Source organism: Frigoribacterium endophyticum (assembly GCF_011759585.1).
In the GTDB taxonomy this organism is placed as follows: domain Bacteria; phylum Actinomycetota; class Actinomycetes; order Actinomycetales; family Microbacteriaceae; genus Frigoribacterium; species Frigoribacterium endophyticum.
Map to the genome: position 1 here is coordinate 620833 of NZ_JAAOYV010000001.1, position 20924 is coordinate 641756.

Below are 20924 nucleotides of genomic sequence, written 5' to 3' on the forward strand. Positions count from 1 at the left end.
CGGCGCTGACGCTCCGGCGCTGACGCTCCGGCGTCAGCCGCGACGGCGGGCCAGGGCCACCGTGGCGCGCGAGCGCAGGCGGAGGCCGACCCCGAGGGCCCACACCACGGGCCGCCACAGCGCTCCGGGGTGCGTCTTCGCGATGTAGAGGTGCGCCGACCGGTGGTGGGCCGTGACCATGGCGTCGGCGGACCGGGCCGTGCTCTCGCCGCCGACGTGCGTCACGACGGCGTCGGGCACGAACAGGTTCGACCAGCCGGCCTCGGCGAGGCGGCGCCCCAGGTCGACGTCCTCGAAGTACATGAAGAAGTCGTCGTCGAACCCGCCGATCTCCTCGAAGGCCTCGCGACGGAGCAGCAGGAACGCGCCGGAGAGCCAGCCGACCTCGGCCGCGGTCTCCGAGGCCGAGACGTCGCGCTGCTGGTAGCGCCGCGTCCAGGGGTTCGACGGCCACACGCCCGACAGCAGGGCGTGGCCGATCCCGGTGCGGATCGACGGCAGGGCCCGCGCGGACGGGTACACCGAGCCGTCCGGGTCGAGCACCCGGGGGCCGAGGGCACCGGCGCGGGGGGCGCGGTGAGCGGCCTCGAGGAGGCGCGTGAGGGTGTCCGGCGTCGCCAGCGTGTCCGGGTTGCAGACCAGCAGCCACTGCTCGTCCGGCCCGGCCTGCTGCGCCCCGAGGTTGACGGCACGGCCGTACCCGACGTTGCCGGGCGACCGGACGAGCGTCACCGACCTGCGGGACTCGGCCACCGCCTCCGGAGCTCCGTCGGTCGACCCGTTGTCGACCACGACCACGCGCGCGGGCGGGAAGCCGTTCGGCACGAGGGAGTCGACGAAGGACTCCAGGGTGGGGCCGGGGGAGTAGGTCACGGTGATGCACAGGACGTCGGTCACGAGCGGCCCCCCGTCGCGGCCAGGTAGGCGCCGACGTGCTCGTCGCCGGTGCGCCGCCACGTGAACGTCAGCGCGCGCTCCCGCCCCCGGCGCCCCAGCTCGCGACGGCGCGGCTCGTCGTCGAGCAGGGCCTCGAGGGCGAGCTCGAGCGACCCGGCGTCGGGCTCGCTGTAGACGGCGACGTCGCCGCCCACCTCGGGGGCGGCGAGGCGGTCCGTGGTGACCACGGGCACGCCGCTGGCGAGGGCCTCCAGGATGGGCAGCCCGAAGCCCTCGCCCACGCTCGGGTAGGCGACGAGGGCCGACGACGCGAGGAAGGCTGGCAGGAGGCCCTCGTCGACGTAGCCCAGCCAGCGCCACGGGTCGGAGGGGGAAGCCGCCTCGAGCCGGGCGACCGTCTCGTCGTCCCAGCCGCGGCCGCCGGCGAGCACGAGGCGGGGGCGGAGCTCCGGTCGACGGGCCGCGAGGGCGGTCACCGCGTCGAGCAGCGGGCCGACGTTCTTGCGGGGCTCGATGGTGCCGACGAAGGCCACGTAGGGCTCGTCGCCCAGGTCGAGGGCGAGGCGGGCGGCCGCCTCGTCGGCCCGGGCGCCCGGGGAGTAGCGCACGGTGTCGACGCCGTGCAGGGAGACCACGAGCGGCGCCCGCGGGGGGCCAGCCCAGCGCTCGACCTCGTCGGCCGTGGCTCGGCTCGGGGTCACGCAGCGGTCCGCCCGGCGGGCGGCGAGTTGGATCCAGGCGCGGAAGAACGGGCCCTTCAGCCGGCCGTGCAGCTCGGGGTGGGAGAAGAACGTCGCGTCGTGGAGGGTCACCACGCGCCGGCGGCGGGTGAGGAGGGGCATCGTGTAGTGGGGGGAGTGGACCACGTCGGCGCCGACGGCCCGGGCGAGGCGGGGGAGGCCGAGCTGCTCCCACACGAGGCGGAGCGGCACGGAGGTGGTGCGCTCGTGCACGGGGTGGAGCACCGCGGCGGGGGAGCCCTCCCCCAGCCAGGCGACGTCCCGGCGCTGGCAGGCGACGTGGAGGTCGACGCCCTCGTGGCGGGCGAGGACGGGCACGAGCTCCCGGAGGTACCGGCCGACCCCGCCGGAGTCGGCCGGGACGGAGGTCGCGTCGAGGAGCACCGTGACGCTCACGGGGCTCCGAGGAGGGCGTCGGCGGGGCGTGACGCGGCTGCTCGGCTCACCGATCGGCGTCCACCATCGCGTCGACGATCTCGGTGAAGGACTTCGTCGTGCTCCAGCCGAGCTCCGCCCGGATCTTCGAGGCGTCGCCGCGGAGCTCCGTCGCGTCGGCGGGGCGCACGAACTCGGCGTCGCTACGGACCAGCCCCGTGGTGTCGTCGATGCCGACCCGGGCGAAGGCCGCCGCGACGAAGTCGCGGATGCTGTGCGCCGTGCCGGTCGCGACGACGTAGTCGTCGGCCCGGTCGGAGGTGGCCACGCGCGCCAGGGCGTCGGCGTAGTCGGGGGCCCAGCCCCAGTCGCGGCGCACGTCGAGGTCGCCGAGCACGAGCTCGTCCTGCTCGCCGCGGGCGATGCGGGCCGCCGCGGCGGTGATCTTGCGCGTGACGAACTGCTCGGGGCGCCGGGGGGACTCGTGGTTGTACAGGACCACGCTCGACGCGCGCAGGCCGGAGGCCCGGTACGCACCGACCAGGTGGTGCGCGTAGGCCTTGGCGGCGCCGTACGGGTTGATGGGCGCGACGGGCGTGCGCTCGTCCTGCGGCGAGACCGGGGGCTGCCCGAAGATCTCGGCGCTGGACGCCTGGACGAACGCGGCTTCGTGGCCCGACGCCGACAGCTCGGCGACGGCGGCGATCAGGGCCGCCACGGCCGTGCCGTTGAGCAGGGAGGTCTCGAGCGGGTCACGCCACGAGGCGGCCACGCTGCTGATCGCGGCGAGGTTCACGACGACGTCGGGCCGGACGTCGAGCACGAGCGCGCGCGTGCCGGCGTGGTCGGTCAGGTCGCCGACGTGGAGCACCGCCTGGGCCGGCAGCGCGCCGGTGGTCGTGGGGGCCTCCGCGCCCCCGTCACGGACGACGCCGTGGACCTCGTGGCCCGCGGCCACGAGGTTCTCGGCGAGGTAGCTGCCGGTCTGGCCGGCGATGCCGGTGACGAGGACGCGGAGCATGCCCTACTTGCCCTGCGCGGACTTCTCGCGGGCCATGTCGGCGTCGACCATCATCGTGACGAGCTCCTCGAAGCTCACCGCGGGCTTCCAGCCCAGGGTCTCGCGGGCCTTGGTCGAGTCGCCGATGAGGAGGTCGACCTCCGCGGGGCGGAAGAACTGCGGGTCCTGGAAGACGTGCTTCTCCCAGTCGGCGATGCCGACGTGGTTGAACGCGATGTCGAGGTACTGGCGCACCGAGTAGGTCTCGCCGGTCGAGATGACGTAGTCGTCGGCCTCGTCCTGCTGCAGCATGCGCCACATGGCCTCGACGTAGTCGCCCGCGAAGCCCCAGTCGCGCTTGGCGTCGAGGTTGCCGAGGCTGAGCTGGTCCTGCAGGCCGAGCGCGATGCGCGCGACGGCGACGCTGATCTTGCGCGTGACGAACTCCGGTCCGCGCAGCGGGGACTCGTGGTTGAACAGGACGCCCGACGAGGCGTGCATGCCGTACGACTCGCGGTAGTTGATCGTCATGTAGTGGCCGAAGACCTTGGCGACGCCGTAGGGCGAGCGCGGCCAGAGGAGGGTGGTCTCCTTCTGGGGGACCTCCTGCACGCGGCCGAACATCTCCGAGCTGGAGGCCTGGTAGAAGCGCACCTTACCGATGTCGTCGCCCGCGTAGAGGCGGATCGCCTCGAGGATGTTCAGGACGCCGAGGCCGGTGACCTGGCTGGTCAGCTGCGCGTTCTCCCACGAGTAGGCCACGAAGGAGATGGCGCCGAGGTTGTAGACCTCGTCGGGCTTCGAGCTGTTGAGGGCGCGGAGCAGGCTGGACTGGTCGAGGAGGTCACCGGTGAGGATCTTGACCTCGGGCGCCCACTCGTTGATCACGGGGATCTTGGGGTTGTTCTGTCCGCGGACGAGTCCGTAGACCTCGTATCCCTTTGAGAGGAGGAGGCGGCTGAGGTACATGCCGTCCTGTCCCGTGACTCCGGTGATGAGGGCGCGCTTGGTCAATTCAGGTTCCTAACGGTTGATTCGGCCGACACGACATCATATCCGTGGGGCCGGGAGGGATCGGAGGCACGCCGTCGGTCAGTAGACCTGGGCGCCGTCGATCAGGAGGGTCGAGTCGGTGGAGTCCTCGTAGATCTCGAACTTCAGCTGGGTGTGGTCGTCGTGGGTGATCGGCACCTCGAACGCGACCCGGGTCCACTCTCCCGTGGTCGTGAAGGAGGTGCTGCCCGCCTCGGTCGCGCCGCCCAGCGCCCACAGGGCGAGACGCCCGCGGAACGGCGTCGGCCCGCCGGAGCGCACCCAGAGCTCGGCCGTGTACGTCTCACCGGCCAGGGGCTTGACGGACACCGTCTGCGACAGCGAGGACGCGACGGAGGTGTTGGTCGCGGCGAGGAAGTCGCCGTCCTGGGGCGGCAGCTGCGCCCGGCCGTAGACCGCGAGGTTCATGGACGGCGTGCCCCGGTTCCAGCCCGTCGACCGGCCGCCCTCGAACGAGCCCGAGGTCAGCAGGTTGTCGCTCAGCCGCGCGTCGTCGAGCCAGAGGGTGGCGTTCGTGCTCCCCATGTAGACCTCGGCCTTGAGCTGCGTCGAGGCCGTCGCGAGGGTGTCGGTCGTCACGCGCACCTCCTGCCAGGTCGAGCCGACGGTGAACGGCGTCTGCTGCACCACCGGGGAGCGACCGCCGAGGCCCCAGAGGGCGAGGGTGCCGCTGAAGGGCACGGTCGCGCTGTCGGATCGCAGCCAGACCGAGAAGGTGTACCGCTGGTTCTCGCCGGTGGCGGGGACGCCCACGGTCTGGGCGAAGCTCCGGCCGGAGACGGGCGTGTTGGAGGCGGCGAACCAGGAGCCGTCGACGCTCGAGCCCGGGTCGCGGAAGATCTGCTGGTTGACGAAGCCGTTGCCGGGCACCCAGTTCGCGAACGACGACTCGAAGGAGGGGTTCGCCAGCTCGTTCTGCGGGCGGGGGGCCGCGCCGAAGGTCATCTCGGCGTCGTCCATCCACAGGTCGCCGGTGTTCGAGCCCATGTAGACGTCGAGCCGGATCGTGGAGTGCGAGGAGGACCGCACGGGGAGCTTGACCGTGACCTTCGTCCAGGTGGGCCCGACGGTGAAGTCCTTGATGGCCACCTCCTGGCTCCCGCCGAGGCCCCAGAGCACGACCTGCCCCGAGTACGGGGCCGAGGTGCCCGACCGCAGCCAGACGTTCGCGGTCGCCTGTTCGCCGACGCGGGTCGAGCGGGAGACGTCCTGCGTGATCGCCCGGCCCGTGACCGCGGTGTTCATGGCCAGGAAGTAGTTGCCGGAGTGGCTGGCCGACGGGGAGGCGACCGCGGCGCGGTTGATGGCGCCGTTGCTCCAGCCCCAGCCCGACACGGACCCGCCCTCGAAGGAGGCGGACTGCAGCCAGTTGGACGGCGCACCGAACCAGTCGGTGAAGTAGAGGTAGAAGTTCCTGTTGCCGTAGGCGCTGCACGAGTCGCCCGTGCCGTAGCCGCTGGCGAGGGCCGCGGGGTTCGGCGTGTACGGCGTGTAGAGGTAGAGGTTCGCCGTCGCCTGGTTCTGGATGTAGACGCTCTTGGTGCCGCACGCCGCGTTGGGGTGGTAGTAGACGTTGTTGTTCCGGCCGGGCTGGTAGCTCCAGGACGAGCTCGTCTTGGTGTAGCGCTGGAACTGGTGGGCCGCGTTCCAGACCTGGTTGAAGAAGCCGTAGTAGGCCGTGTCGCAGGGGGCGGTGTCGGGGCAGCCGTAGCCCATCGCGATCTTGTACGCGGTCGCCGTCGGGCTCACCGACTGGACGAGGCCCTGCTCCTTCTGGAGCATGACGAGCAGCACCTGCGGGTTGATGCCGCACACCTGGCCCACGCGCCAGATGATCGAGGCGGCGCTCTCGGACGCCCGCCCGTCGATCGCGGCGCAGTAGGCGTCGGCGGGTCGACCCGTCGTCGCCTGCGAGTAGTCCTTGAGGCACGGCTGCCCGTTGGCTCCCCGGCAGGTGACCACCTGGCTGTTGAGGAACGACTGCACGCTCTCCGGCGTCATCGCCGCGGCGTTGAAGAACGTGTCGTCGGAGATGATGTTCCCCGCGTCGAACCGGCTGGCGTCGGCCGCGGCGGAGGCCGGGGCGGCGGGCGCGACGGCGACGCCGACGAGGAGGGCCGCCGCGGCGGCCACGGCGGTGGTCAGGGCGAGGAATCGGGAGGGGCGTCTCATGGGATGGTGACCTCGTAGTCGTCGACGGAGCCGGCGGACGTGGCGGACACGTACGTGACGCTCACCGTCCACTGCCCGGGAGAGAAGGAGTCGCTCTGCAGCGACATGGAGCCGCAGTCGGTGCTGCTGGCGGAGGGGAGCGCGGCGAAGGACCCCTCGACGGTGGCGGCGCCGTCGGTGACCGAGAGCGTGCAGGTGCCGCCCGTCTCCACCACCCCGGGGACGGTCGCGCCCACGGCGAGGGTCCGGGTGGAGGCGGTCCACTGGTCGAAGGTCACCAGCGGAGAGACCGGGGCCGGGTCGGCGGGCGGTGCCGGGGCGGGCGTCGTCGTCGCTCCGGGCGCCGCGGGCCCGGAGGCGGACGCCGGGCCGGAGGGCTCGGCCGTGGCCGGGGGCGTCGTGCTGGCCCCCGGGGAGGGCTCGCTCGTGGGGGTGCCGCTCGCGGCGGGCGTCGAGGGGGCGGCCGTGGGGCCGTCGTCGCCGACGACGAGGGCCGCCCAGGCGACGATCCCGCCCACGACCACGATCCCCGCGACGGCGCTCCACGTGATGACGGAGGCTCTCTTCATGTCCCGCTCATTCCGGGGCAGACCCTGCTCCGCCCCTCGTGTCAACACGATAGGCTAACCGCGCACTCAGCCCGACAGGGCCACGCCGGTCTGTCGCTCCAGCTCCCTCCCGGGGCACACCACGAGGTCGGTCTGGTGTGCCGAGACGGAGAACGGACCATGGACCAAGAGAAGTCGACCGCCGAGAGAGACCTCGAAGAGCTGCGCGAAGCCGTGCTCGACGACTGGCTCACCGTGACGTCGAGCGTGACCGACGCCCTGCGCGGCATCCAGCAGACCGTCTCGTGGCGGGTGACCCGGCCCCTCCGGGCGGTGCGGACCCTCTCCCGCCGTGCCGGCGAGATCGGCGTCGTGCCCACGGGCCGCCTGGTGGCCGTCGAGGTCGCACGTCGCCTGGGTCGCCGATGACGGGGCGCTCCCCGGCCACGGAGCTCGTCGCCGACGAGGTCGGTGCGCTCCGCGACGCCCTGGGTGCCCGCCTCGCCGTGGTGGCTCCCGCCCTCGGCGTCGACGTCGACGGCCTGACCCCGTCCGAGGCCCTCGACCGCCTCGCGCGTTCCGTGCACGCCAGCGGCGACGCCTCCGCGGCGTGGCTCCTGTTCGTCGGGGTGACCGCGACCTTCCCCTCCACCACCGACCTCTCCGCCCTGCGCCGAGCGCTCCTCCTCGCGAGCCCGGCCACGGCGATGCTCGTCGTCCTGGAGCGCACCATGGACGTCCAGGCGCGCATCCACTCCGGGTTCCGCACCCTCGAGCTCGTGACCGACGAGGTCCTCGTCGACGTCGACTTCTGTGCCCGGTACGAGCACAACACCGGCATCCAGCGCGTCGTCCGGCACATGGTCCCCGAGTGGGCCGACCGGGCCGACGAGCACCGTCTCGTCGCCTGGAACCAGGACAGCACGGGCTACCGCGACCTCACCGAGACCCAGCGCGACCGCGTCCTGCACTGGGGCGACCGACGCTTCGAGAAGAGCGACGACCCGTCGCTCACCGACGCCGAGCTGCGTCGCGAGCACGTCCTCGTCCCGTGGCGGACGGCGCTCCTCGTCGCCGAGGTGCCGGCCTTCCACGTCTGTGACACGCTCACCTCGATCGCCCGCTGGTCGGGCACCGACGTCGACCTCATCGGCTACGACGCGATCCCCCTCGTCAGCGCCGACACCGTGCCGAACGCCGAGTCGGAGCGCTTCGCCCACTACCTCACGATCATCAAGCACGCCCGCCGCGTCTACGGCATCAGCGTCTCGGCGGGCGACGAGTTCCGCGGTCTCGTCGCGGCGCTGCCGAGCCAGGGCCTCATCGGCCCCGAGGTCGTCGACGTCACCCTCGCGACCGAGGTGTCGCCCGCGGCCCGCGCGGCCGCCGCCGCCGTGGCCCCCGTGCCGGGCGCCGACCCCGTCGTGCTCTGCGTGGGCAGCCACGAGCCGCGCAAGAACCAGGACGCCACCCTCTTCGCGGCCGAGCTCCTGCACCGCGAGGGGCACCGCTTCCGGATCGTCTTCGTGGGCGGCGGGAGCCGGACGGCGACCCTGCACTTCGACCGCCGCGTGGCCAAGCTGTCGGCGGCCGGCATGCAGGTCGAGTCGCACCGTCGTCTCGGCGACGACGAGCTCTGGGCCCTCTTCGGCACCGCTCGCTTCTCCGTCTTCGTCTCGCTGCACGAGGGGTTCGGGTTGCCGGTGGCGGAGTCCCTCGCCCTCGGGGTGCCGGTCGTGACGAGCGACTTCGGCAGCCTCGACGAGATCGCCCGCGAGGGGGGCTGCCTGCAGGTCGACCCCCGCGACGACACCGCCGTCGTGGACGCCATGCGCACCATGCTCACCGACGACGACCGTCACCGGGAGCTCCTGGGTGAGATCGCCGGCCAGCACCCCAAGACCTGGCGTTCGTACGCCGACGAGATCTGGACGGCGGTCACCGCATGAGCTTCCTCACGGCATCCCGGGCCACGACGGCGCGTCCGGCGCACGACGAGGCCCTCCGGGCGGCCGGTCGCCGCGCCTCCTCGGCCCCGGTCGACTGGGAGCGTCTCTCGGGGCCCGAGCTGATCGACGCCCTCGACCGTGACCTCGGGGAGGCGAGCGACCGCCTGTCGTACCTCGTCCTCGCGCTCCTCGACCGAGGCGTCCCGTCGACGGCCCGCGTCGTCGAGTTCACCCGGCGCTGGCGGGTCGACGGGCTCTCCGCGCCCCTCACCGCGGAGTACCGGCGGGGGAGGGCCCCGCGCCGGCCCCGGCCCTTCGTCATCGTCGACGGCGTGATCATGGACGTCACCGACACGAGCCGGAGCCGGTTCACCACCGGCATCCAGCGCGTGGCGCGCGAGACCGTCACCCGCTGGGGACGCGGCCACGACGTCGTCCTCGCCGCGTGGGACGTCACCGGGCGCCAGCTCGGTGCCCTGACCGCGGAGGAGACCGGGCGGGTGCTCCTCGACGGCTCGGTGGCCACCGTGGCCGTGGCGGCCGGCACGGTCGTCATCCCCTTCGACGCGACCTTCGTGCTGCCCGAGATCACGGTGGCGGCCGAGCGCACGGCGAGCGTCCGCTCCGTCGTGCGCTTCGGCACGTCTCGGTCGGTCGCCATCGGCTACGACTGCATCCCGGTCACGACGGCCGAGACGAGCGGCCCGGGCATGCCCGGCGCCTTCTCCGAGTACCTCGCCACGCTCGGGCACTTCGACGTCGTCGCTCCCATCTCGAGCGCGGCGCGCACCGAGTACTCGGGCTGGGCGGCGATGCTGCCCGGGGCGGGCCTGACCCCGCCGCGGATCGAGACCGTGTCGCTGCCGGCCGAGGTCGGGAGCGTCGACGACGAGACGGTCGAGCGGGTCCGGGCCGAGCTCGGACTGGTCGACACGCCCGTCGTCCTCTCCGTCGGCAGCCACGAGCCCCGCAAGAACCACCTCGCGCTGCTGACCGCGGCCGAGCTGAACTGGCGTGCCGGGCACGAGTTCACCCTCGTCCTGGTCGGCGGCAACGCGTGGGGCGACGGGGAGTTCCAGCACATGGTCCGCACGCTCCGCCGCAAGGGGCGCTCGGTGCAGATGCTCTCCGGCGTCGGCGACGACGTCGTCTGGAGCCTGTACCGCATGGCTCGCTTCAGCGTGTTCTGCAGCGTGAACGAGGGCTTCGGCCTGCCCGTGGTCGAGTCGCTCGTCAGCGGCGTGCCCGTCGTGACGAGCGACTTCGGCAGCATGCGCGAGCTCGGCGAGGGCCACGGCGCACTCGTCGTCGACCCGCACGCCCCGGCCGACATCGCCCACGCCATGGGCCGCCTGCTCGTTGACGACGCGCTGCGCGAGGAGCTCGTCGGGCTCACGGCGAGCATGCCGCGGCCGACCTGGGACGACTACGCGGCACGCCTGTGGACCCTGGTCGACGGGCGGCCCGCCGAGTCCGCCGTCCCGGAGCCCGGCGGGGTGCCGGCGCACGACGAGGTCGCGGGAGCCTGACGCCCGCGGCGGGGCGGCCCGGCCGGGGCCGCTCCGCCTCGGCCCTCCCGGCTCAGTGCGGCCGGTCCCGGTGGCGGATGGCGTCCTTGAGGTGGTCGAGCATCGTCTCGGACTCGAGGTGCTGGATGTGCAGCATCATCCCGTGGCTCGTCTGGAGCGCCTCGTGGTGCTCGGCCTGCAGGTCGGCGTGGTCCGACCGGAGGGCGTCGAGGCCCTCGACGCGCTCGGCGGCGACGACGAGGTCGGCTCGCAGGCGCGACACCTCGCCGGAGAGCCAGCGGAGGTAGTCGGCCGCGACGGCGGGGTGCGGGTCAGCGAGCCGCGTGTCGTCGTCGGCCGAGCCGTCGTCCGCGACGCCGTCGGTCGAGGCGGGAGCGAGGAGCGGCTCCCGCACGGTGCAGAGGTCGTCGAGCGGGGCTTCGGCCGCGGGGGCGTCCGCGAGCGTCGCCGCCCAGCGGGCGCTGAAGGCCCGCCCGTTGCGGAGCCCGAGGAACTCACGGTAGAGCGGGTCGGAGCCGGTGGAGGCGCCGGACGCGTGGTGGGCCACGGCCGACGGCTCGACGACGACGCTCCGCCCGAGGCGCAGCCGGAGGCGGAACTGCAGGTCGACGTCCTCGAAGTAGGCCGGGGTGAAGAGCTCGTCGAAGCCCCCGACGAGGTCGAACGCCGATCGCTCCACCCAGAGGGCGGCGGCGGAGCAGTAGTCGACGGGCCGCGACTCGAGGAGGCCGAGGGCCCTCGCCTCGTCCAGGGTCGCCCCCCGACCGTGCTGCAGGGTCCCGGCGCTCGAGAGCACCCGGCTGCCGGCCTCCTGCACGCGGCCGTCCGTGTCGAGGAGCAGGCTGCCGACCGCGACGGGCCGGTCGGGCGCGTCGGCGCGGGCAGCGAGGGCGGCGAGCCAGCCCCGGTCGACCACGGCGTCGTCGTTGAGGAAGACGAGCGAGGTGCCCCGCGCGCGGGCCGCCCCGGCCGCGCAGCCGCCGCCGAAGCCCGCGTTCTCCGGCAGGTCGACGACGACCGCGCCCGTGACCTGGGAGGCCGCGGCGCGGGCCGCCGGTGAGGCGCCGTTCTGGACGAGCACGACCTCGAAGGGCGGGGCGCCGACCTGGCCGGCGAGGGCCGCGAGGCAGCTGAGGAGCTCAGCGCCGAGCCGCCAGGAGAGGACGACGACCGACACGGTCGGGGAGGCCGTGCCGGGCAGGACGACGGCCTCGCCGCCGGGGAGCGGGGGAGGCGCGGTGGTGGTCATCGGGGCCTCCCGCCCTGGTGCAGCGACAGCAGCGTCCGGTGGATGCCGGCGGCGATCGGGGTGAGCGATCGTCGGTCGAGCTCGGGCCAGACGAGCGACCGGAAGCGCAGGTCGAGGGCCTGGCGCGACGACGAGGCGTGGCTGCCCCAGACGATGCGCGGCCGACGCTTGACGACCCGCTGCAGCTCCGCGATGAGGGCGCCGATCGTGACGCCCAGGCCGCTGGCCATGATCTTGGTCACGACGCTCCCCGGCGCGAGCCCGTCCGCCCGGTCGAGCGCCGCGACCGTGAGGGCCGCCGCGTCGTCGACGAAGAGGTAGTCGCGGATGGTGTCGACCGGCACGTAGATGGACGAGGGCCTGCCCTGCAGGTGCGCCAGGCACAGCTGCGAGACGAGCCCCTGGGCCTTGGCGAGGTCCTGACCGGGCCCGTAGATGTTCGCGAAGCGGCCGACGACCACCGGCACCCCCGTCCGGCCCGCCCAGGAGCGGAAGAGCTCCTCGACGCCGAGCTTGCTCCACCCGTAGGGCGCGAGCGGTCGCGGCTCGGTGCCCTCGTCGAAGGGAGCGCCCGACGAGCCGGCGTAGACGCCGCCCGCGGAGGACGCGACGAACGCCGTGCCCCGGGCCGCCGCCTCCTCGCCCAGGAAGACGGCCGACGACTCGAGCACCCGCTCGATCACCCGACGCTCCCGGTCGAGGGCGTCGGGCCCGCTCGCGACGACGCCGGCCCCGGCGCACCACACGAGCGACCACCGGGCGCCGCGGTCGACCACGGGGCGGAGCTGCGCCGTCAGGGCGGCGACCGAGGCGTCCTCATCGCTCCACGGCACGACGGCCCGGACGACCTCCGCCCCCGGCCGGCGGGAGAGCAGGGCCGAGACGGCACCGCCGAGCAGCCCGCCCGCGCCCACGACGAACCAGAGGTGCGGCGTCGTCGGGGGAGCGGCGTCGGTCGTCACGCGCAGGCCTGGCCGATCACGCGTCGGCCTGCCCGCGGCGGCCGAGCGGACCCCGGCCCGGGTCGCTGACGATCAGGTACGACGGGCGCCCCATGGCCATGTTGACCGCGACCCCGATGTACTCGGCGACGATGCCCAGCGAGAACAGGATCGCCCCGGACGAGAGCAGGACGACCACGATGGTGGACGACCAGCCGGCCTCGAGCTCGCGCCCCGCCAGGGTCGAGACGATCACGTAGAGCGCGAAGAGCAGGCCCAGGGCCGCCAGCACGACGCCGAGCACGCTGACGACGCGGAGCCCGCGCGTGCCGGCCGTCAGCACCATGCGCCAGAAGTGCGACAGGAGCTTCCGCATCGAGTAGCCGCTCGTGCGGTCGCCCTCGTCGCGGAGCTCGACGGGGCTCGTCGTCACGCGACGGGTGACCCAGCTGATGGCCACGTCGAGGTAGACGCCGGAGCCCGCGTAGGCGGAGACGCTCCGGGCGACGTCGCCCAGGATGAGGCGGTAGCTCTGGAAGAGCGAGGCGTCGCCGTCGCCGAAGACCGCGCGCAGGACGGCCTTGGCGCCCTTCGACGCGGCGTTGCGGACCGGGCCGTGCGGCGCGGCGTTGGTGGGGCGCGCGTAGACGAGCGCCGCCTGCTCGGCCATCGCCGTGTCGAGCATGGAGTCGAGGTAGGCCGGGTCGTGCTGGCCGTCCTCGTCGATGGTGGCGACCCAGTCGCCCCCGGTCGACGCCATGCCGGCGAGCGTCGCGGCGTGCTGCCCGAAGTTGCGGCTGAGCCAGACCCCGCGCACGAGGTCGTTCGACCGCTCGAGCTCCCGGATCACGCGGTCGGAGCCGTCGGGCCCGTTGTCGTGCACGAGCAGGATCTCCGTGATCTCGCGGGGGTGACCCGCGGGCGTGAGCCGCTCGGAGGCGAGGGCGGAGATCTCGGCGATGAGCGCGGGGAGGGTCTTCTCCCCCTGGTAGACGGGGATCACGACCGAGATCCGGTGCGGATCGACCAGGTCGTCGGAGAGGCTCGGCACGGGTCCGGACTTTACCACAGGGGCGTTCACGCCCTCCGGCCGCCGAGGGGGAGGCGGGGCGCCCGTCACGGGGTGAGGTCCAGGCTCTCGACGGTCGGCTGGAACAGCGCGATCGACGTGTAGCCGACCGCTCCGGCCTGGCCGAGGGTCGTGGATCCGCCGTCGGCGGAGCCTGCGACGTCGAGCGTGGTCACCCCGGGGCGGACGGTCAGGTCGATCGAGACCCGGGCGACGCCGTCGACGACCGCCACCACCCGGCGGGGGACGCCGGGGCCCTCGACGACGACGCTCGTGACGCCGGGCACGAGGGCCTGGAGGTCGATGTCGAGCGTCGCGGGCACGGTGACCTCGCGGTCGTTCTGCAGGACGACGCTGTTCACGGTGTCGTCGCCGCCGCTGGCGACGTCGGTGTTGCCCGGTCGGGCGATCGGCGGGTCCGTGATCAGCGTCGTGAGACGCTCGCGCTCCGGGGCGGGCAGCGCGGCCGCGGCCTCGCGCAGGTCGGTGGGCACCGTGTAGAGCGCCCAGCGACCTCCGTCGGACTCGGCGACGGGGGCGCCGAGGGACGGCGTGAGCGAGGCCGTGACCTCGTCGCCCTGGTCGGCGTAGCCCGTCGTGTCGACGAGCACGGCCGAGAACCCGACGACCGCCAGCTGGTCGGCGACGGAGGCGCCGTCGTACTCCTCCAGCGACTGGGCCCACTCGCTCGTCGCGCGGCCCTTGATGCCGCCCGCCGACCAGTGCACGCCCTGGGTGTGCAGGTACGGCTTGAGGAACTCGGTGTAGCTGAGGCCGTTCGGGGTGCTGGCCTCGGGGAAGTCGACGTACGGGAGCTGCAGGACGTCGGCCCCGGCCCCGACGGTCTGCTCCACCGAGGCGAAGAACGCCTGGTCGGAGCTGAAGGAGGCGTCGTTGGCCTCGTACGTCGGCACGGCGCCGCCGTTGGTCTGGTCGTAGACGCCCCCGCCGAGCAGGACGACCGCGACCAGGGCGCTGGCCGCGACCGGCAGGAGGCGCGCCCGCGCCGGGAGGCGCGTCGCCGCCCGGCGCACGACCAGGTCGACGAGCAGGCCGACCGCGGCGAGGCCGAACAGCGCGATGACGATCGACAGCCGGTTCCAGCCGCGGAGGTCGCTGGTGAGGAACGACAGGAGGCTCGAGACGCCGCCGAGGGTGCCGAAGAGGAAGGCGAGGATGCTGAGGGCCGAGAGCGCGCGGAGGGTGCGGAACCGGTCCACGTCGACGGCGTCCGTCGACGCGCCGGCCCGGCGCCGACCGAAGAGGGCGACGAGGCCGAGCACCAGCAGCGCCACGAACCCGACGGCCGCGACGGCTCCGAGCACGGGGGTCTCGGACGGGAAGGGGTACCAGCGGTCGTAGAACTGCCGGAGCTGGGCGAACGCGTCGACGCGGTGCCCCGGGATGGGGAGCAGCAGCTGCGTCAGCTTGAACGCGTAGTACTCGGTCTCGACCGGCGACCGCGTCAGGCCGCCGTTGCTCTCGCCGTTCTGCCAGGCGTAGACCGTGTCGGGCAGCATGTTCGCGACCGCCGACGCCGCGAGGACGCCGCCGGCGGCTACGGCTCCCACGAACCGGCGCACCGAGCGGTGGCGCCAGAACGCGGCGACCCCGGCCACCGCCAGGAGGACGACGGCGAAGAAGGCGTAGTACGTCGAGCTCGCCGCGGCGAGGGCGAGGCCCACGGCGACGCCGGCGCCCCGGCCGGTCAGCGCGCCGAGGAGGCGGTTCCGGGCGCCGGCCCGGGCGAGCCACACGGGCCGGCCCGTCGCCACGAGCCAGACGACCCAGAGGGCGATCGGCAGGAAGAAGTAGGACGAGAGCCAGAGGTGGTTCTCGTTGCGCACGAAGTGGTAGGGCGCCAGGGCGAACAGGACGGACAGCGCGACGCCGACCGGCCGGGAGACCCCGACCCGCAGGAGGAAGAAGAGGCCGCCGACGGCGCAGAGCAGGAACCCGACGACGTAGTAGACGTTCATCGCGACGGCCCAGTCGCCGAGGAGCGCCCCGAGCACGGAGCCGGCGGCGAAGTTCAGGTTGTCCGCCGTCGGGAAGTCGTGGTACACCTGCCCCGCCGGGGCCCCGAGCAGGGGCTGCGACTCGTACCAGCCCGTCTCGAGGAGGGTCTTGAAGTGGGCGGCGACGGCGAGGGCGTCGCCGGAGTAGAAGAACGGGACGTGCCAGTCGGCGCGCCAGAGCTTGAGGACGAACGTCGTCGCGAGCGCGGTGAGCACGACGCTCGCGAGGTACGCGGGCCAGGTCGGCCCGCGCCGGTCCTGGTCGGACAGCGCCGAGGCCGCGACCACGGGTCGCTGGTCGGTGGTCGAGGGGTGGTCCGTCTCCGGTGACCTGCGCGCTCCTCGGGCCCTCATCGTCCGGTGCCCGCCGCCGCGGTCATCCGTCGCTTGAGGACGACGTACGCGAGGCGTCGCGTCTGGGCGACGACCCGCGCCCGCACGTCGCCGAGCCGCCGGTCCGCAGCGCTGACGACGTCGGGCCGGGTCTCGTGCAGCCGGGCGTGGAAGCCGCGCGCCTGACGCGACTGCTCGGCGGCCAGGGCGACGCTCCACTGGGTCGTGCTGAGCCGGAACCCGCCGGCCAGCTCGGGGACGGCGACGAGGTCGCCGACGAGCAGGGCGCGGCAGTAGCTGGCCTGGTCGATCAGGTAGGGGAACTCCGCGTCCCAGCCCCCGGCCGCCACGAAGGGGGCGCGACGGAGGGTGACGCAGAAGGGCTCGCCGAACACGTTCGTGCCGGCCCGGACGGAGGCGCGGACGGCCTCGGTGCCGCGGACGACCGTCGTCGACCAGGTCCGGCCCCGTCGGGCGATGACGGTCTTCGACGCCGCGTCGACGAGCGAGCGGGGGGAGGAGGCGACCGTGGCCTCGGGGTGCGCGTCGAGCGCCTCGACGTGCCGACGCAGGGTGTCGGGGAAGAGCAGGTCGTCACCGGGCACGAGGCGGAGGTACTCGCCGGTCGCCGCGTCCGTCACGCGCTTCCAGTTGGCGTGCGCGCCCCCTCCCGCCGGGGTCCGCAGCAGGGTGACGCGGTCGTCGTCGGCCCACTGCTGCATGAGCTCCCAGGTGCTGTCGGTCGACCCGTGGTCGGCGATGACGAGCTCGAAGTCGTCGTACGCCTGGTCGAGCACGGAGCGCACCGTCTCGACGAGGAAGTCGGCGTTGTTGAACGCGGGGATGACGACGGAAAGGCGGGGAGGCATGGCAACAACTCTCTGGATCGACCAGCGGCCGAGTCTAGCGAGGCGGCCAGGCGCGCCGGGTAGGCTGCCCCGGGCTGTCGGGAACGGCCTGTGATAATGACCAGTCGCCGCAGGCCGACCCCCGCCACCCGGGCGGGCCTCCTCCTGCGCGGCGCCGAGAGGCATGGAGATCCGTGAGTACTGAATCCGAGGCGCGAATCCAGCGCATCTCGACCCTCCCGTTCGAGAAGGCCGGCGCCGCGAGCGGCGGCCTCATCTCGGGCATCGCCCCCGCCGTGCGCGACATCTGGGCGCACCGCGCCCTCCTCGACCTGCTCATCCGCCGCGAGCTCAAGGCCCGCTACAAGGACAGCGCGCTGGGGTTCGTCTGGAGCTTCATCCGCCCGCTGACGATGCTGGCGATCTACTACTTCGCCGTCGGGCAGGTGCTCGGCGCGGCCCGCGCCGTCCCGCAGTTCGCGATCTACGTCTTCGCCGGGCTCACCCTCTGGGGCCTCTACAACGAGATCATCGCCGGGGGCACCACCTCGATCCTCGCCAACGCGGGCCTGATCAAGAAGGTGTACGTGCCGCGGGAGCTCTTCCCGCTCGCGTCGCTCGGCTCGGCGCTCTTCAACTTCGTCGTGCAGTTCGCCGTCCTGCTCGCCGCCGTCCTGGTGCTCGGGCAGTTCCCCGTCTCGTGGGACCTCCTGTACATCCCGGTGGCCGTCGTCCTGACCGTGATCTACGGTCTGGCGCTCGCCCTCTTCCTGTCGGCGGTCAACGTCTACCTCCGCGACGTGCAGTACCTCGTCGAGGTGGCCCTGCTCATCCTGTTCTGGGCGTCGCCGATCGTCTACTCGTTCGGGATGGTCGTCGGCCGCGCCGCCGCCCGGGGCCAGGACTGGATCGTGACCCTCTACCAGCTGAACCCGATGACCGACATCATCCTCGCCTTCCAGAAGGGCATCTGGCGGGCGGGCAGCGAGACGACGACCCTCGGCGACGGCACCGTCGTCGGTCCGCAGCCCTACCCCGCCGACCTCGACGCGCGCCTCCTCGTCATCGGCGTCGTCGGCCTCGTCCTGCTGATCGTCGCCCAGCGCATCTTCGCCCGCCTGCAGGGCAACTTCGCCCAGGAGATCTGAACCGTGAGCACCAGACACGACGTCCCCGTCGTCACCATGACCGACATCTCGAAGCGCTTCGTGATCCGCAAGGAGAAGTCCTTGAAGGAGCGCATCGTGAACCTCGCGCGCTCCAACAAGCACAAGGACGACTTCTGGGCCCTGCGGGGCATCAGCCTCGACATCGAGGCCGGCACGACGGTCGGGCTCATCGGCGCGAACGGCAGCGGCAAGAGCACGCTGCTGAAGGTCATCGGCGGGATCCTGCAGCCGTCCACCGGCGAGGTCAAGCGACGAGGCCAGCTCGCCGCGCTGCTCGAGCTCGGCGCCGGCTTCCACCCCGACCTCACCGGGCGTGAGAACGTCTTCCTGAACGGGTCGATCCTCGGGCTCAGCCAGCAGCAGATCGCCGGGTTCTTCGACTCGATCGTCGCCTTCAGCGAGATCGGCGAGTTCATCGACACCCAGGTGAAGTTCTACTCGTCGGGCATGTACGTGCGGCTCGCCTTCGCCATCGCGATCCACGTCGACCCCGACGTGCTGCTCGTCGACGAGGTGCTCGCGGTCGGCGACGAGCCGTTCCAGAAGAAGTGCCTCGACAAGATCGCGCAGTTCCAGCGCGAGGGGCGCACCATCGTCATCGTGACCCACGACCTCGGCACCGTCGAGTCGCTGTGCGACCGGGCCATCGTGCTGTCGCACGGCCAGGTCATCTTCGACGGCGGGGCCGTCGACGGCGTCGCGGCCCTCCGCTCGACCTTCGCCTGACGTGACAGCCGCCGAGGCCGCCCCGACCCGCCCCTCCTCCCGGCTGCGAGACCCGGTCGTCGGCCTCGCCGCCGGCACGATCGTGCTCGGCGGGTGCAACTACGTCTACCTGGCCCTCGTCGGCAACCTGGTGGGGGGAGTCGCGGGGGCGCCGGTCTCGGTGCTCTGGACGATGATGGCCGGCCTGGCCGTGGGCCTGTTCCAGCCCGTCGAGCAGCTGCTCTCGCGAGGCATGGCCGCCGACCGGGCCGCCGGCGGGACGGGGCGGAGCGTGCTCGTGCGGGCCGGCGTGCTCGGCGGGGTCCTGCTCGCGGCCGCCCTCCTGGCGCTGGGGCTGGCCGCCGGGCCGGTGGCGCGCCTCCTCTTCTCGGGCGAGCGTGCCTTCGTCCTGCTCCTGGCGCTCGGGCTGGTCGCGTCGACGCTGCTCTTCTTCGTCCGCGGCTGGCTGGCAGGCACGGGCCGATTCGGGGCCTACGCGCTCGAGATGACCCTCGAGGGGGTCGTCAAGCTGGGGCTGCTGGGCGCCGTCGCCCTGACGGGCTCCCGGGAGCCCGTCGCCCTCGGCACCTCGCTCGTCGTGGCGCCCGCCCTGGCCGCCGGGGCCGTCGCCCTCGCCGTCCTCGTGCGGCGCGCGACGGCTCCGTCGACGCCGCCCGGCGCCGCGACCGCGCAGCCGGCGCCCGTCGGCCGACCGGCCGGGCTGGGCGACGACGTGCGGGCCTTCGCCGCGCTGACGACGGGGTCGCTGTTGCTCCAGGCCTTCGTGAACGCCGGCGTCCTGCTGGCGCAGGGGTCGGTCGCGGGCGAGTCGACGGCCTACACGGCCAGCCTGGTCGCCGCCCTGGCCATCGCGCGCGTGCCCCTCTTCCTCTTCAACGCGGTCCAGTCGCTGCTGCTGACGCGCTTCACGGTCGAGGTGCAGCACCGACGCCTCCGGCCGCTCGTCCGGGCCGTCGCCAGCTGGAACGCCGCCGTCCTCGGGCTCGGCGTCGTCTGGGTGGTCATCGTGTGGGCGGCCGGGGCCGCGCTCCTGTCGCTCTTCGGCGACGACTTCGAGCTCCGGCGGGGCCAGCTCGTCCTGCTCGCGGTCTCGTGCGTGCTCCAGATCGTCACGATGGTCACGGCCCAGGCGCTCCTCGCGCTCGGGAGCGAACGGCTCGCCGTCACGGTGTGGCCGGTCGGGCTCGCCGTGCTCGCCCTCACCTACCTCGCGCCCTGGGGCGACGTCGGCTGGGCGGTGGCGGGGGCGATGGTCGCCGGCACGGCGGCGACGGCGTTCGCCGCGGTGGCGTGCCTCTGGTGGTCGCTCCGCCGGGCGGCCCGCTCGGGCGGAGCAGCGCTCCCCGCCGTCGAGGTCGGCCGCGGTCCGGTGCTCGACCAGCCCTGAGCGCCTCCGGCCGTTCCCCGCACCCCGGGGCGGGCGGCGAGAGGCGGTGCACTATCCTCGAGCGGTGAACGCCTCGATCCCCGACGCCGTCGCTCCGGCGACCGCCCTCGTCATCGTCCCCACCTACGACGAGATCGACAACCTCTCGTCGATCGTCGCCCGGGTGCACGCCGCCGTCCCGACGGCCCACGTCCTCGTGGTCGACGACGGCAGCCCCGACGGCACCGGCGACCTGGCGGAGCGGATGGCGGCCTCCGACGACCGCGTCCACGTCCTTCACCGGACGGGCAAGCTCGGCCTCGGCTCCGCCTACGTCACCGGGTTCCGCTGGGGCCTCGAGCGCGGCTACGAGGTCCTCGTCGAGATGGACGCCGACGGCTCCCACCCGCCGGAGGCGCTGCCGACGATGATCGACCGCGTGCTCGCCGGCGGCCCGGGGGCGCCCGCGCTCGTGATCGGCTCCCGGTGGGTGCCCGGCGGGTCGGTCGTCGACTGGCCCGTGTCGCGCCAGGTGCTGAGCCGCGGGGGCAACCTCTACGCCCGTCTCGCGCTCGGCCTGCGCATCAAGGACGTCACGGCGGGCTTCCGCGTCTACCGCCGCGCGGCCCTCGCCGCCATGGACCTCACGAGCATCGACTCGAAGGGCTACTGCTTCCAGGTCGACATGACCCTCCGCACCCTCGACGGGGGAGGCTCCGTCGAGGAGCACCCGATCGAGTTCCGGGAGCGGGAGCTCGGCGAGTCCAAGATGAGCCGGGCCATCGTCGTCGAGGCGATGGGCCGGGTCACGGTCTGGGCCGTCCAGCGGCGCCTCGGCTCGCTGATCGGCCGTCGGCCCGGCCCCGACTGGGTCGTCGAGGACTGACGCGGCCCCGAGCCCGAGGGGAGTGCCGCGTCGCCGCTCGACGCGGGCCCGGGGGC

At 73.4% G+C, this 20924-nt stretch carries 17 protein-coding genes and 1 pseudogene; 7 read left to right on the forward strand and 11 right to left on the reverse strand.

What is annotated here, in order from left to right; translation table 11 throughout:
* Nucleotides 1-33: 33 nt before the first annotated feature.
* From FHR77_RS02930 to FHR77_RS02955, 6 genes are all read right to left on the reverse strand, one after another.
* Nucleotides 34-897: a glycosyltransferase gene (locus FHR77_RS02930; RefSeq protein ID WP_167258689.1), complete on the reverse strand. Its 864-nt coding sequence runs from the start codon at nt 895-897 to the stop codon at nt 34-36.
* Nucleotides 894-2033, reverse strand: a complete 1140-nt coding sequence (locus tag FHR77_RS16540; protein ID WP_167258691.1) for a glycosyltransferase — start codon at nt 2031-2033, stop codon at nt 894-896. Before FHR77_RS16540 ends, FHR77_RS02930 begins: the two co-directional genes overlap by 4 nt.
* A gap of 46 nt (nt 2034-2079) precedes the next feature.
* On the reverse strand, nt 2080-3033 hold the full coding sequence (locus FHR77_RS02940; RefSeq protein WP_167258693.1) for a GDP-mannose 4,6-dehydratase: 954 nt from the start codon (nt 3031-3033) through the stop codon (nt 2080-2082).
* Between the two features lie 3 nt (nt 3034-3036).
* Nucleotides 3037-4026, reverse strand: coding sequence for a GDP-mannose 4,6-dehydratase (locus FHR77_RS02945; RefSeq protein ID WP_167258695.1), 990 nt, complete (start codon nt 4024-4026; stop codon nt 3037-3039).
* Between the two features lie 78 nt (nt 4027-4104).
* On the reverse strand, nt 4105-6237 hold the full coding sequence (locus FHR77_RS02950) for a carbohydrate binding domain-containing protein (RefSeq protein WP_167258697.1): 2133 nt from the start codon (nt 6235-6237) through the stop codon (nt 4105-4107).
* Complete coding sequence (locus FHR77_RS02955; RefSeq protein WP_167258699.1) at nt 6234-6806, reverse strand: hypothetical protein; 573 nt, start codon at nt 6804-6806, stop codon at nt 6234-6236. The genes FHR77_RS02950 and FHR77_RS02955 overlap by 4 nt, the downstream gene beginning before the upstream one ends.
* 159 nt (nt 6807-6965) lie before the next feature.
* On the opposite strand from FHR77_RS02955, the gene FHR77_RS02960 reads away from it, so the two are divergent.
* Genes FHR77_RS02960 through FHR77_RS02970 form a run of 3 tightly spaced genes read left to right on the forward strand, consistent with a single transcriptional unit; the run spans nt 6966 to nt 10263 of the window.
* Nucleotides 6966-7214: a hypothetical protein gene (locus FHR77_RS02960; RefSeq protein ID WP_167258701.1), complete on the forward strand. Its 249-nt coding sequence runs from the start codon at nt 6966-6968 to the stop codon at nt 7212-7214.
* Nucleotides 7211-8734 (forward strand): glycosyltransferase, encoded by a 1524-nt coding sequence (locus FHR77_RS02965; RefSeq protein ID WP_167258703.1) that lies wholly within the window; start codon nt 7211-7213, stop codon nt 8732-8734. Before FHR77_RS02960 ends, FHR77_RS02965 begins: the two co-directional genes overlap by 4 nt.
* Complete coding sequence (locus tag FHR77_RS02970; RefSeq protein WP_167258705.1) at nt 8731-10263, forward strand: glycosyltransferase family 4 protein; 1533 nt, start codon at nt 8731-8733, stop codon at nt 10261-10263. Before FHR77_RS02965 ends, FHR77_RS02970 begins: the two co-directional genes overlap by 4 nt.
* A gap of 52 nt (nt 10264-10315) precedes the next feature.
* Here the strand turns inward: FHR77_RS02970 and FHR77_RS02975 are convergent, their stop codons facing one another.
* The 5 genes from FHR77_RS02975 to FHR77_RS02995 form a co-directional block, all read right to left on the reverse strand.
* The gene (locus FHR77_RS02975) at nt 10316-11512 is read right to left on the reverse strand and encodes a glycosyltransferase family 2 protein (RefSeq protein ID WP_167258707.1); all 1197 of its coding nucleotides are present in this window, start codon (nt 11510-11512) and stop codon (nt 10316-10318) included.
* Nucleotides 11509-12474 carry an NAD-dependent epimerase/dehydratase family protein gene (locus FHR77_RS02980; protein WP_167258709.1) on the reverse strand — a complete coding sequence of 322 codons (966 nt, stop codon included), beginning with the start codon at nt 12472-12474 and terminating at the stop codon, nt 11509-11511. The genes FHR77_RS02975 and FHR77_RS02980 overlap by 4 nt, the downstream gene beginning before the upstream one ends.
* Before the next feature lie 16 nt (nt 12475-12490).
* Nucleotides 12491-13504: a glycosyltransferase gene (locus FHR77_RS02985; protein ID WP_341777196.1), complete on the reverse strand. Its 1014-nt coding sequence runs from the start codon at nt 13502-13504 to the stop codon at nt 12491-12493.
* A 65-nt stretch (nt 13505-13569) separates the two neighbouring features.
* Nucleotides 13570-15828: a hypothetical protein gene (locus tag FHR77_RS02990; RefSeq protein WP_167258711.1), complete on the reverse strand. Its 2259-nt coding sequence runs from the start codon at nt 15826-15828 to the stop codon at nt 13570-13572.
* A gap of 62 nt (nt 15829-15890) precedes the next feature.
* Complete coding sequence (locus FHR77_RS02995; RefSeq protein WP_167258713.1) at nt 15891-16742, reverse strand: glycosyltransferase family 2 protein; 852 nt, start codon at nt 16740-16742, stop codon at nt 15891-15893.
* A 173-nt stretch (nt 16743-16915) separates the two neighbouring features.
* Between FHR77_RS02995 and FHR77_RS03000 the strand changes: the two genes are divergently transcribed.
* The 4 genes and pseudogenes from FHR77_RS03000 (at nt 16916) to FHR77_RS03015 (ending at nt 20868) form a co-directional block, all read left to right on the forward strand.
* Nucleotides 16916-17869 (forward strand): ABC transporter permease, encoded by a 954-nt coding sequence (locus tag FHR77_RS03000; RefSeq protein WP_167258715.1) that lies wholly within the window; start codon nt 16916-16918, stop codon nt 17867-17869.
* A 36-nt stretch (nt 17870-17905) separates the two neighbouring features.
* Nucleotides 17906-18601 (forward strand): annotated as a pseudogene (locus tag FHR77_RS03005) (ABC transporter ATP-binding protein); the annotation flags it as partial.
* 16 nt (nt 18602-18617) lie between these two features.
* Entirely contained in the window at nt 18618-20003 is a 1386-nt protein-coding gene (locus tag FHR77_RS03010) for a hypothetical protein (protein WP_167258717.1), read from the forward strand.
* 64 nt (nt 20004-20067) lie between these two features.
* Nucleotides 20068-20868 carry a glycosyltransferase gene (locus FHR77_RS03015; RefSeq protein ID WP_167258719.1) on the forward strand — a complete coding sequence of 267 codons (801 nt, stop codon included), beginning with the start codon at nt 20068-20070 and terminating at the stop codon, nt 20866-20868.
* Nucleotides 20869-20924: the final 56 nt, after the last annotated feature.

Bases quoted from the DNA above. Each gene is read 5' to 3' on its own strand.
- FHR77_RS02940 (WP_167258693.1), bottom strand. From the start codon at position 3,033: ATGCTCCGCGTCCTCGTCACCGGCATCGCCGGCCAGACCGGCAGCTAC.
- FHR77_RS02950 (WP_167258697.1), bottom strand. From the start codon at position 6,237: ATGAGACGCCCCTCCCGATTCCTCGCCCTGACCACCGCCGTGGCCGCC.
- FHR77_RS02955 (WP_167258699.1), bottom strand. From the start codon at position 6,806: ATGAAGAGAGCCTCCGTCATCACGTGGAGCGCCGTCGCGGGGATCGTG.
- FHR77_RS02960 (WP_167258701.1), top strand. From the start codon at position 6,966: ATGGACCAAGAGAAGTCGACCGCCGAGAGAGACCTCGAAGAGCTGCGC.
- FHR77_RS02965 (WP_167258703.1), top strand. From the start codon at position 7,211: ATGACGGGGCGCTCCCCGGCCACGGAGCTCGTCGCCGACGAGGTCGGT.
- FHR77_RS02970 (WP_167258705.1), top strand. From the start codon at position 8,731: ATGAGCTTCCTCACGGCATCCCGGGCCACGACGGCGCGTCCGGCGCAC.
- FHR77_RS02975 (WP_167258707.1), bottom strand. From the start codon at position 11,512: ATGACCACCACCGCGCCTCCCCCGCTCCCCGGCGGCGAGGCCGTCGTC.
- FHR77_RS02995 (WP_167258713.1), bottom strand. From the start codon at position 16,742: ATGCCTCCCCGCCTTTCCGTCGTCATCCCCGCGTTCAACAACGCCGAC.